Source organism: Streptomyces albidus (ex Kaewkla and Franco 2022) (genome assembly GCF_013870515.1).
GTDB classification, from domain to species: Bacteria; Actinomycetota; Actinomycetes; order Streptomycetales; family Streptomycetaceae; genus Streptomyces; species Streptomyces albidus.
Genome location: NZ_JACBXA010000180.1, coordinates 1 through 12262, shown reverse-complemented (window position 1 = coordinate 12262; position 12262 = coordinate 1). Strand labels below are relative to the sequence as shown.

7 protein-coding genes are annotated in these 12262 nt (G+C 69.0%); 3 read left to right on the top strand and 4 right to left on the bottom strand.

Going from position 1 to position 12262, the window contains the following annotated elements; all coding sequences use genetic code 11:
* Positions 1–110 precede the first annotated feature (110 nt).
* Both H5J26_RS22260 and H5J26_RS22255 read right to left on the bottom strand, forming a co-directional pair.
* Positions 111–734: a flavin reductase family protein gene (locus H5J26_RS22260; protein ID WP_181767706.1), complete on the bottom strand. Its 624-nt coding sequence runs from the start codon at positions 732–734 to the stop codon at positions 111–113.
* Between the two features lie 81 nt (positions 735–815).
* Positions 816–1343: a GNAT family N-acetyltransferase gene (locus H5J26_RS22255; RefSeq protein ID WP_181767705.1), complete on the bottom strand. Its 528-nt coding sequence runs from the start codon at positions 1341–1343 to the stop codon at positions 816–818.
* A 1489-nt stretch (positions 1344–2832) separates the two neighbouring features.
* Between H5J26_RS22255 and H5J26_RS22250 the strand changes: the two genes are divergently transcribed.
* The 3 genes from H5J26_RS22250 to H5J26_RS22240 all read left to right on the top strand — a co-directional run bounded on the left by H5J26_RS22250 (position 2833) and on the right by H5J26_RS22240 (position 7760).
* A complete protein-coding gene (locus H5J26_RS22250) occupies positions 2833–4920 on the top strand; it encodes a bifunctional polysaccharide deacetylase/glycosyltransferase family 2 protein (RefSeq protein WP_309238022.1) in 2088 nt (695 codons plus the stop codon).
* Positions 4921–4999: 79 nt separating this feature from the next.
* A complete protein-coding gene (locus H5J26_RS22245; protein WP_235980925.1) occupies positions 5000–6379 on the top strand; it encodes an LCP family protein in 1380 nt (459 codons plus the stop codon).
* A 94-nt stretch (positions 6380–6473) separates the two neighbouring features.
* Complete coding sequence (locus H5J26_RS22240; RefSeq protein ID WP_181767704.1) at positions 6474–7760, top strand: hypothetical protein; 1287 nt, start codon at positions 6474–6476, stop codon at positions 7758–7760.
* A 49-nt stretch (positions 7761–7809) separates the two neighbouring features.
* Here H5J26_RS22240 and H5J26_RS22235 read toward each other — a convergent pair whose 3' ends face one another.
* Both H5J26_RS22235 and H5J26_RS22230 read right to left on the bottom strand, forming a co-directional pair.
* The gene (locus H5J26_RS22235) at positions 7810–9543 is read right to left on the bottom strand and encodes an IlvD/Edd family dehydratase (protein ID WP_181767703.1); all 1734 of its coding nucleotides are present in this window, start codon (positions 9541–9543) and stop codon (positions 7810–7812) included.
* A gap of 97 nt (positions 9544–9640) precedes the next feature.
* Positions 9641–12025, bottom strand: coding sequence for a GH92 family glycosyl hydrolase (locus H5J26_RS22230; RefSeq protein WP_419183834.1), 2385 nt, complete (start codon positions 12023–12025; stop codon positions 9641–9643).
* Between the last annotated feature and the right edge of the window lie 237 nt (positions 12026–12262).

Sequence of the window (12262 nt, the reverse complement as noted above, 5' to 3'; positions counted from 1 at the left end):
TGCGGCGGTACGGGCGCCCGTACGGCCGCACTCCACGGCACGGATGCCGTCCTCGAGACACTGAAGTCCCGCGGCGGCGCCTGCGGACGGCGGAGCGCCGGACAGGCCCGTCAGCCGCGGCCTCGCCCCTCCTGCTGCTGCCAGTCGCTGTACGGGATGCGCGTGATCTCGTGGATCTCGCCGAGCGAGGCCCATTCGGTCTTGCCCATGCGGGCCACGGGACGCATGCGCCGCGCCTCGGGGTGGCCGTCGACGAGCACGTCATCGGCGACGGAGGCGTGCACGACCCGGCCGAAGACGACGGTGGAGTCGCCGAGCCGCACGGTGCTGTGCAGCACGCACTCCAGAGCGACCGGCGACCCGGCCACGCGCGGCGGCTTCACCCGCAGGCTCGGCTCGCGCTCGACACCCACGGCGTCGAACTCGCTCGTGCCGCGCGGGAAATCCGTCGCCGTGGCGTTGATCTCCTCCATCAGCTTCTCCGGGGCGAGGTTGACCACGAACTCGCGGGTGTCCTCGATGTTGCGGAGCGTGTCCTTGCGGCCCACGGAGGAGAACTGCACGACGGGCGGTGCGGCGCACGAGACCGTGAAGAAGGAGTGCGGCGCGAGGTTGTCCGTCCCGTCGGGCGTGGTGCTGGAGACCCAGGCGATCGGGCGGGGCACGACCACCGCCGTCAGGAGCCTGTAGAAGTCGTTCTGGGAGAGGGCTCCGGGGTCGAAGTCGGTACGCATGCCTGCAAGTATCCATCCACCGCTCGCGGTCGGCCGTTCCCGGCCGGTGCGAGGGGCGGACACGCGCGGCGCCCGGCGCGGTCAGGTACGCAACTCGCCCTCCAGCAGGCCCATCAGGAACATGTCGTACCACTGGCCGTCGCGCCGGAAGACCTGGCGCAGCCTGCCCTCCTCGACGAAGCCCACCTTCCGGTAGATGTGGTGAGCAGCGTGGTTCTCCGTCACTACATCGAGCGAGATCTTGTGCAGACGCATCTTCTCGAAGCCGTACCGGCAGACGGTCCGCAACGCATCGGTGGCATAACCGCGCCCCCAGCACTCCTTCTCACCGATGTAGATGTCGAGTTCGGCGCACCCACGCTCGGGCTCGGCGTCGCGCAGCCTCACGACGCCCACGAGTCTCTCCTCGACCGCCGCCTCGATCCCGAGGAGCAAGTCGCCGTAGGCGTTGGGCGGCCGCTCCTCCAGGCGCTTCCTGACCTGGGCCAGCGGCTGCGCGTAGCCGTCGCTCATCCAGCGCATGACGTCGGGGTCGTGGTTCCACCGCCACACCGCTTCGGCGTCCGACGGTTCCACCGGCCGCAGCCTCACCAGGTCTCCGAGCACCATGCCCCCGCTCTCCGGCTGTCTTGTGATCGAGCTTCGCGAACCGGACGATTCAACACGTGCGGAAGGTCACGTTCAACGGATTAACGACGGCAGGCACGTTGAACTGGGGCGGCCCTGAAACGACCAAGCCCGCAACGGGAGTTGAGCGTCTACCGTGCGCAGGGGCACGGGCCGCCCGGCCGGACACGGCGACCGGGCCACACTCGGATCGGCCACCTCGGCGTCCCGTGCGGGCGGCAACGGCAACTCCCTTTCGCGCATGCGCAGTTCGATGAACGACGACATCCAGGGGAAGTTGATTTTCCGACGGTCACCGGGGGCGGGTGACGAGTACGTCACGCAGGGTCCCTCGTCCTGGGAAAACGCGCAGGCCGGGGGCACGGGTGGGCTTCTGAGTCCTATGTCGCGATTCGGTGGAACATGAGCATGATTTGCCTTGAATCCTCCCCGTCGCAATTGGTCGGGGAATGACAGGACACAGGGAGACCTTTTCGACAAGGCAGCCATCCGTTGATCTCAATAGCGCCTTCCGGCCTCCGGGAGGGATTAGCAGCTATACATGGCAGGGATCACAGGCCGGCGCCGGACCGATCGAATCAAGCCAATAATTGTGGCGAAGATGACCGCCCTGTGAAGACGAGGTCGGCGTCAAAAGCCTGCGAAAAGTGCAGAACGGGCGTGCTTCTCAACATCAACATCGCCCTCGGCCGACGCCTCGCCACCAGCTCACTCCACCTGTTCGCCGCACCCTCGCGGCCGGGGATTCAAGGGTTCCAACTCGCCGGTACGCAGGCATGACCGGCGGTACGGCGAGCAACTCGCCGCCCTCCTGGACGAACCCCCGGATGCAAATTCCCGCCACCTGGCCGCCATTTGTCGCGACGACGAGGACAAGCCCTTCCGCGGACGACCAGGAGGCGGGATCGTAAAGGAGCGGCATCATGCTTCACGGGGGCCGGGGGGCCGTTCTGTCGACTAAGAGTGGTGGGCCATGTGAATAGGGTTACTGCTGAGTACCTCTCCCGGCCAATGGCGACGCAGTTCACAGGGGGATTACTGAATCTTTCCGGGCCGCACGCGTTCACGGCTGACTACACTCACGCTTCATGCGATCCATGAACCACAGCCGTCGGAGGCGTGAAGACCAGAATCACCCGATATTCATTGCCAGTTCAGGTCGGCGCAGAAGACTCGTGCGATATGCGGCAGTGACCATGGGGTGTGCTTGCACGGGATTTCTGGCTCTCTTCGTAGCTGTGTTCGGGGGGCTGGAACAGCCCGTCGGGAACCACTCGCCGCGGATGGACCAGCCGCTGCCCAGCAGTTCCTCCCATGACGACTCCGACGTCCCGGCGGGCGCGCACTTCCCCGCCAAGTCCGAATCCCCCCGCTCCCCCTCGTCCTCGCCCTCCGCGGACAAGGGCCGTAACGCATCACCCTCCCCCACATCCCCCGCCACTTCTTCGGCCCGTAGCGGCGGCGCGAACAGGTGAGCCGGCACGCGCTGCGCCGAGAAGCCCGGGGGCACTGGCTGCTGCTGCTCCTCTTCCTCCCCGTGGTCATCGCCGCCTTGCTCTTCGAAGGCTGGACGAACCACGAGGTAGACGCCGCGCGCAACAAGGCCCCGTGCACGAAGCCCATACCCAAGGCCGCGGACAACGGAGATCCGGTCCTGCGCCTGAGCGACGGCAAGATCCAGACCGCCTCGATGCCGGCCCGCACCGCCGCGATCACCTTCAACGGCGGTCCGGACCCGACGTGGACACCGCGCGTGCTCGACATGCTGCGCAAGCACAACGCGCAGGCCACCTTCTTCGTCTACGGGTCGCAGGCGACACGTCACCCCGACCTGATCCGGCGGATCCGTGCCGAAGGCCACGAGATCGGGTCGTACACCTACACGGGCGGCGACATGGGCGCCGCTTCGTCCGTGCGCTCAGCGATGGAACTGTCGCTCACTCAAACGGCGTTGGCGGGGACCGCGGGCATCAACAGCGGCCTGCTGCGCATGCCGCACACGACCACCGCGGACACGATGTGCGGCGACGTGTGGACCGCGGCCCGGCGCAGCGCGGATCAGGGCTACCTGATCGTCGCGGCCGACCGGAAGTCCCGGAAGTCCGCGCGGGGCGTGGTGCGGCAGTTCAGCCACACCGACCTCGGTTATCACGAGGCTGAGCAATTGCTCCGCAACCGGAACGTGGACAAGTTCACCACCGTCTCAGCGGGGTTGGGACAGCCCTCCCCCATCACGACGGTCAGCACGTCGGAGCGGCTGCGGGGCGAGGGACTGATCTGGGCGAGGACCATCGGGTCCTTCTTCACGGACGCGATGGCCTACGCGCTGGTCATCGCCGGTGGCCTGGGCGCGCTGCGGCTGATACTGCTCATCCTCTTCGCCCGGGTGCACATGCGGCGCCTGCAGCGATTCAGGCCGGGCTCACCCTGGCTGAGGGAGGTGAACGAGCCGGTGACGGTGCTGGTACCCGCCCACAACGAGGAGGCGGGCATCGAGTCGACGGTGCGCTCGCTCCTGGCTTCCACGCACCACTACCTTCAGGTCGTCGTCATCGACGACGGATCGACCGACCGGACCGCCGAGATCGCCGAGAGCATCATCGACCCGAGGGTGCTGGTCATCCGCCAGCCCAACACGGGCAAGCCGGGAGCGCTCAACACGGGCCTGGCCAATGCCCGTTACAACATCGTCGTCATGGTCGACGCGGACACCGTCTTCGAACCGGACGCACTCCACCGGCTCGTCCAGCCGCTCGCGCACCCGGCGATCGGCGCGGTCAGCGGTAACACCAAGGTCGGCAACCGGACCAAGCTGCTCGGCCGTTGGCAGCACCTGGAGTACGTCTTCGGGTTCAACCTGGACCGGCGGATGTTCGAGGTCCTGGAGTGCATGCCGACCGTTCCCGGCGCGATCGGAGCCTTCCGCCGGGACGCCTTGATGGGAATCGGCGGCGTCAGTGACGACACGCTCGCCGAGGACACGGACCTGACGATGGCTCTGTGGCGGGCCGGCTGGCGCGTGGTCTACGAGGAGACCGCCATCGCGTGGACCGAAGTGCCGGTCACCCTGGGCCAGTTGTGGCGGCAGCGCTACCGGTGGTGCTACGGCACGCTGCAGTCCATGTGGAAGCACCGCCGCGCCGCTCTGGAGTTGGGGCCGTCCGGACGCTTCGGGCGCCGCGGGCTGAGTTACCTCATGCTGTTCCAGGTCGTGATGCCGGTGTTCGCCCCCGTCGTCGACGTGTTCTTCCTCTACGGGGTGTTCTTCCGGGACCCGGCGGAGGCCACCGGGGTCTGGCTCGGCTTCCTGGCCCTCCAGATGATCAGCGCCGCGTACGCGCTGAAGCTGGACCGGGAGCGCATGCGCGACCTGTGGGCGTTGCCGCTCCAGCTGTTCGTCTACCGGCAGTTGCTCTACCTCGTGATCATCCAGTCCGTGGTGACGGCGCTGCTCGGCAACAGGCTCAAGTGGCACCGCATGCGGCGCACCGGCTCGGCGGGCGAGTACATGCTCAGCGAGCCGTCCCAGCACAGGAGCCTGACGTCGTCGTCGAAGTAGCCGAGGAATTCGATCAGTTGAAGCAGTCGGAGCAGGACCGTAACTGACCGGATCGATGTGAGTGAGGGAGAGTCGGACCATGAGGGACCCACTTGACCAGTGGGCCGAGGGTGAGACGTCAGCAGCGTTTCAGGGGGATTCTCCGGGCCACAGGGTGCAGTTGGCGGCCGAGTGGAGGCAGCACGCCTCCACCGGAGCGGGCAGACACGGCGACTCCGCCGGTGAACCGCAGCCCGCCGTCTCCGACCCGGTGAACGTCCTCGGTCCGAGAGGGAGGGGCGAGCAGCAGCCCCGTCGGCGCATGCCGCATCCGCAACAGCAACTCGCCTCCTGGGAGGCCGTACGCGCGCTTCCGGGTGACGGGCCGCCCAGGACGCCGGCTCCGCCTCCCGCCGCGGGTGGTTCCGGAGGCGGCGGCAGGCCTCCCGGGGAGCACTTCGCCTCGCCACTCCAGCCGCCGCACCCCCGGCGCCGCTTCAAGCGGCGCCGCCCGCTGCGTAATTCGGCCATCGTGCTGCTGTCCGTGGTCCTGGTGGGTTCTGCCGGCACGTATGCCTGGGCCGAAGCGAGCCTCCAGCGCAGCGTCAACCTCGACCACTACGGCTCCCGGCCGCCGGCGGGGGAAGGCACCACCTACCTCATCGTGGGATCCGACAGCCGCGAAGGGCTCTCGGAGGCGGACCGCAAGGAGCTGCACACCGGTGTGTTCGGAGGCCGCCGCACCGACTCGATGATCCTCATGCACAAGGGCAAGCACGGCACCACGATGGTCAGCCTCCCGCGGGACTCGTGGGTGACGCTGCCCGGCTACACCCGCCCCTCCACCGGCAAGAAGTCGGGTCCGGTGAAGAACAAGCTCAACGCGGCCTTCTCCCAGGGCGGTCCGGAGCTCCTGGTCAGCACGATCGAGCAGAACACCGGTGTGCGGATCGACCACTACGCGGAGATCGGCTTCGCCGGCTTCGTGAACATCGTGAACGCGGTCGGCGGCGTCCCGATGTGCATCGAGAGGGACATCAAGGACAAGGACTCCGGCGCCGACCTGCGCAAGGGCTGCCAGAAGCTGGACGGCACCGAGGCACTGGCGTTCGTACGGCAACGGCACCAAGAGGCCAAGGGCGACCTCGGCCGTACGAAGAACCAGCAGAAGTTCCTCTCGGCGCTCGCCGACAAGGCGGCCGCCCCCGACACCGTGCTGGACCCCTCTCAGATATATCCGGCGGTCAGTGCGGGTCTCGACACGCTCGTGGTCGACGAGAACATGAGCATGCAGGCGCTGACGAAGATGTTCAAGTCCGTGCAGGGGGCGACGAACGGCAAAGGCAAGCAGGTCAACGTCCCCACATCGGGCGCCATCACCACCTCCAAGGGCAGTGCGGTGCGCTGGAACGCGAAGGAGGCGAAGAAGCTCTTCACGGAGCTGCGCAAGGACCAGCCGATCACGTTCTCGGAGAAGTGACCGGGCACGCGCCCGCGCCCTGACGTCGCCCCCTCCCCTCACGTAGGCGTGCCCGGTGGGACGGTGCAGGAGGGTCAGCGGATACGGTGCTGACATGGGGAACGGGGTGCGGGACGGGCACGGTACGCAGGACCAAGTGGCGGCTCAGGGTTACGGGTTGCTGGTGGCGGCCACTCCTCCCGGCAAGCACCCCGCGATCGCCGCGACCGGGCCCCTGCCCGCACTCGCCGCGACGCCGCCCGCCGTCCTGCTCGGCACCCCTACCGGCAGCGTGGTCCAGCTCGCCGACCCGGGCGACCCCAACGCCGTCCTCGCGCACGTGCGCACGGCCGCGGCTCACGACGGTCCGCTGCTGGTGCACCTGGCCGGGCAGCTCATGCTCGACTCACGCCAGCAGCTGCCCCACCTCGCTCTGACGCGCTCGACGGCCCGGACCGTGCGTTACACGGGCCTGCCGTGGCACTGGCTGGCCGCCGAGTTCGCTCACCGGCCGATGGGCTCCACCACCGTCGTCGCGGATCTGATCGCCGACGAGGCCATGTGGCAGCGCCGCGCGCATCATCACCTCGGCAACGGCCTCGTCCTGTACGGGACGTTGGCGCCGCCGCCCGCCAAGAGGCGGACGTCCGGGGCGGATTACAGCCGCACCCTCGCAGCGATCCTGCGCAGCTGCTCCGTGCGTCCTCCCCTCGAGCAGCTGCATCAGCAGATCCTGCGGAGCGGTGAACTCGCATTCGAACTCGACGGCGGGACACGGTTGTTGTTCGGCGGTCACCCGGCTCCGCCGCTGCACACCGCTCCTGCCGTACAGCCCGTTCAGCAGTCGGCACCACCGGTGCACGCGCCCACCGCTCCGGGCTCCCCTCCCCCGGCCGCGGCACCGCTCGTGCCCCCGCCCCCCAGCGCGCCGCCCACCCAGGAGACGTACGCGGAAACGCCCCCGGACCCCCACGACGCCATCTACCAGGCGGTGCGCGAGGGACGGCACGGGGAGGCGACGACGATAGCCGCAGCGTGGGAGACCGCCGCCCTGCGCACGTCCGGGCCTCACTCGCCGGAGGCGATCCACTGGGTGGAGGTGCGCGCGGATCTGGCCCACCAGGCGGGCGACCCGGCCCGCGCCTGCACGCTGTGGCTCCAGGCGGCCGGCGTCAGGCTGCAGAGCGGCCAGGACCCGGACGCCGACGACGTGTTCGGCGCCGTCGACAGGGCTCACCACTGCTGGCACCAGGTCGCGGATCCCGCAGGGGCACACTCGCTCGGGCTCCAGCTGGTGCAGCTGCGGGAGAAGGCGCCGGGACGCAGACCGGGGGCCGTGCGTGACGTACGGGAGCGGCTGGCCGGCCTGGGAGGCGGCCACAGCTACCCCGCTGCCGGCTGACATCCCGGCGGGGCCCCACTCGGGCGGCCCCGCCGGGACGCCGCCTCGCTCAGTGCGAGTGGCGCGGCACCTCGTCGCCGCTACCGCCGGTGAGGAAGTCGAGGTCGGCGCCGCGGTCAGCCTGCATCACATGGTCGACGTAGAGCTTCTCCCAGCCCCTCCGCTTTCCCTCCTTCAGCGGGCGCTCGGCCTCCGCCTCGGCCCGCGCGGCCAGTTCGGCCTCGTCGACGCACAGGTCGAGCCGTCGCCCCGGCACGTCCAGTTCGATGACGTCCCCGGTGCGTACGAGCGCGAGGGGACCGCCGACGGCGGCTTCCGGTGCGACGTGCAGTACGCAGGTCCCGTACCCGGTTCCGCTCATCCGCGCGTCACTGATGCGGACGACGTCCTCCACCCCGGCCTCCAACAGGGCCTTGGGAACAGGCACGTTGCCCACTTCCGGGAAGCCCGGGTAGCCCTTGGGCCCGGCGTTGCGCACGACGATGACGGTGGAGGGGTCCACCGGCAGCTCGGGGTCGTCGACGACCGCCGTGTAGTCCTCGATCCGGTCGAAGACGAGCGCGTGCCCGCGGTGCGTGAGCAGGTTCTCGTCGGCGGCGGAGACCTTGATGACGGCACCGTCCGGACACAGGCTGCCGTGCAGAACTGCGGTGCCCGCTCCGGCAGGCATGAACGGTTCTTCCAGGGTGCCGATGACTTCGCGGTTGTAGCATTCCGCGTCCGCGACCTCCTCGCCGATGGCGCGGCCCGTGACGGTGATCGCCTCGCCGTGGATGAGTCCGCCGAGTTCACGCATGACGACCGGCAGGCCTCCGGCGTAGTAGAAGTCCTCCATGAGGAACCGCCCGGAGGGCATCATGTCGGCCAGGACCGGCACTTGGGAGGTCAGCTCGTCGAAGTCCCTCAGTTCCAGGGGCACGCCGACGCGGCCGGCCAGCGCCAGCAGATGAACCACCGCGTTGGTGGAGCCGCCGAGGGCGGCGTTGACCCGGATCGCGTTCTCGAACGCCTCGCGGGTGAGCACCTGGGAGGGCCGCAGATCCTGCTCGACGAGCTGGACGGCCTGCCGGCCGGAGGCCTGTGCCAGGGCGTAGCGCCTCGCGTCGACCGCCGGGATGGCCGCTCCGCCGGACATCTGCATGCCCAGTCCCTCGGCCACGCACGCCATGGTGGAGGCCGTGCCCATCGTCATGCAGTGACCACGGCTGCGTGACATGCAGCTCTCGGCCTCACGCAGATCCGCCGCGGTCAGCTTCCCGGCCCGCATCTCCTCGCTGAGCTTCCACACCGCCGTGCCCGAACCGATGTCCCTGCCACGGAACTTGCCGTTGAGCATCGGTCCGCCCGTGACCATGATCGAGGGGAGGTCGACGCTGGCCGCCCCCATCAGCATGGCGGGGGTCGTCTTGTCGCAGCCGGACAGCAGCACGACGCCGTCGAGGGGGTTGGCCCGCAGGGTCTCCTCCACCTCCATCGCCATGAGGTTGCGGAAGAGCATGGTGGTGGGCCGCATCAGCGGTTCACCCAGCGACATGACGGGGAACTCCAGCGGCAGCCCGCCCGCTTCCCACACCCCTCGCTTCACCGCTTCGGCGACGTCGCGCAAGTGGGCGTTGCAGGGGGTGAGTTCGGACCAGCTGTTGCCGATGCCGATGACGGGGCGCCCGTCGAAGACGTCCGGCGAGAAGCCCTGGTTGAGCATCCACGACCGGTGGATGAAGCCGTTGCGGCCCTCCGCGTCGAACCATGCCGAACTGCGCCGGGCACCGTCGTCCTTGCTCATGCTCACTCCCTGTGTATCGCTTGTACGGCCCCGGCCCGTCTCCTCCTGAAACCGACACGACCTGAACGACGATCTTGATGCGCGTTGCGCTCCCGGGTCAACGGTCGTGCCGGCCGCGGAGCGAGGGCGGCGCGTCGTCCTTGCCGGTACCCCACTGCGAGGGCCGGTCCCCGACCTTGAATTCCAGATCGCGCCCGCCCCGTATGTCGTCGGTGCTCATCCAGGTACGGGGCAGATCCGAGCCCCCCGCGGAGGCGGAGCGTATGTAGCGCTGGCCTCTGCCCGCGCCGTCGGCACTGATGGTGAAGTGCCCCCGGGGATACCAGTCGCGGTCGAGGGTGAGTTCCACCCGGTCGAAGGCGGGGGTGTTCAGGCCCCAGGTGTCCGTGCCGGGGGCGACCGGGAAGATGCCCATCGACGAGAGCACCATCCCGGAGGACATCGTGCCCAGGTCGTCGTTCCCCGTGACCCCGCCGGGACTGTCGTCGAAGAGACAGAGCCCGGCGTCCACGACTTCCGACGTCTTCCACGGGGAGCCGGTGGAGAGGTAGGTGTACGGGGCGATGAGGTCGTGCTCGTTGTGCGGGTTGTAGGTGTCCGAGTCGTAGTAGTCGTAGGGGCCGTTCACCCACTTCTCGCGTGCGGTGCCTCCTGGGTCGTCGGTCAGCTCCTCGTGGGCGAAGAAGGAGTCGAGGCGTTCCTCGGTGGCCTCACGACCGCCGATGAGCGACATCAGCCCGGGCACGTCCTGCGGAACCGTCCACGAGTACTGCCATGACGTGCCCTCCTGGAAGCCCTTGCTCCGGGCAGGGTCCGAAGGCCCGGTGAACTTCCCCTCGGCGTCGCGGGCCCGGGGGAAGCGGGTCTCGGGGTCGAAGACCTTCCGGTAGTTGCGGGAGCGCTCCGTGTACCGGTCGGCGTCCTCGTCGTGTCCGAGGTCGCGGGCCATGCCGGCCAGCGATGCGTCGGCTGCCGCGTACTCGAGGGTGGCCGAGGCGCTGTGTCGCCAGTCCGGACTGCCGGGCTTCTTGCGTGGTTTGTCCGGAATATAGGGAACGTAGCCCTTCTCGATGTACTCCTTGTTCGCCATTCGCCCCAGGTAGGGCGATTCATCGGACGGCACCTCGTCGGCGTTCTTCTTCAGCGCCCGGTAGGCCCTCTCCTCCTCGCCCTTCAGCAATCCCTGCTGATAGGCGTTGGTCAGGAAGGGTGTGACGGGGTCACCCGTCATGATGTTCGTCTCCGTGGTGGCGTAGCCCCATCTGGGCAGCCAGCCGCCCTGCTCGTCGACGTCGAGCAGGGAGAGCGCCATGTCGCGGGACTCGCGCGGCGCGACGAGGGTGAGCAGCTGCGCCTGGGTCCGGTAGGTGTCCCAGAGCGACCAGTTCTGGTAGTACGTGCGGCCCTTGGAGCGGTGGATCCTTCTGTCCCAGCCGGTGTAGCGGCCGTCCACGTCCTCGCCGATGTTGGGATGGAGCAGCGCCCGGTAGAGCGACGAGTAGAAGACACGGCGCCGCTCCTCGCTGCCGCCGGTGACCCGCACCTTGCCGAGCCGGTCCTGCCAGGACTTCCGGGCGGCGGCGCGCGTCTCGTCGAAGGAGCGGCTGCCTTCCGCCTCCAGATTGCGCTGGGCGCCCTCGGCGTCGACATAGGACAAAGCGGTCACCGCTTCGACGTCCCGGTCGCCGTCCCGCGTGTCGAAGCGCGCGTAGGCGCCGCGCCGTCCGCCGCCCTTCGTGGAGTCGCTCCCCGGGGTGATCTTCTCCCCGTCCCACGTGCCGTGCGAGTCGAAGGGGCGGTCGAACCGGGTGACGGCCCAGACGGTGTACGGCTCGGTCCCCTGGCAGAAGCCGCTGCCCGTGACGGCGGTGGCCACCGTCCGGTCGTCCAGGACGCGCACCGAGCTGTCGGAGACCTTGTGCAGCGCCTGACCGGAGTTGAGCAGCACGTTCGCCTTGCCGGTCTCGGGAAAGGTGTAGCGCTGGTGGCCGGTGTGACGGCCGGCGGTGAGCTCGGCCCGCGTGCCTCCGTAGTCGTCGAGCGCGACCTTGTACGAGCCCGGTGAGGCCTTCTCGGTGGCGTGCCGGAAGGAGGAGGCGTACTTCGCGTTGTCGGTGCTGGTGATGTCGCCGGTCGTGGGCATCACGGGCAGGTCGCCGCCCAGCCCGCACCCCACGCCTGAGAGGTGGACCGAGGAGAATCCCCGTATGTGGTCGTGGTCCCAGTCGTAGCCCGTGCTGGACCCGGTGTCCGGCGAGAGCTGCACCTTGCCGAAGGGAACGGCGGCGCCGGGGAAGGTGTTGCCCTCGTTCCGGGTGCCTATGAAGGGGTCGACCAGGCCGGCGGGGTCCTTGACCGGTCTTGCGTCCGACCCCGTAGCCGCGCTGCACTGGGCGTCGGGCGGTGCGACGCCGACCAGCCCCGCGCAGAGCGCAGCAGCTGCCAGACCCACAAAGGTCCGGATACGCTTCGCTCGTGCCAACAGGGGCCTCCGTGGCCGGGACATCGTTGTCGAGCCGCCAGCGTCGTCACCTCCCCCCTCCGCTGTCTATGCCCCAGGTCACAACGGTTTCGTGACGCAGCCCTCGCACCACCGTCCGTCCGGGCACACGCGGGGAGTGCGCACTTCCTCTCCGGGGAAACCCTCACGCACAGTTGGTGGTCGGACGACGGGCTCGCAACAGGACATGGAGGCGACCGCATGGCCGCAGGGCATCCC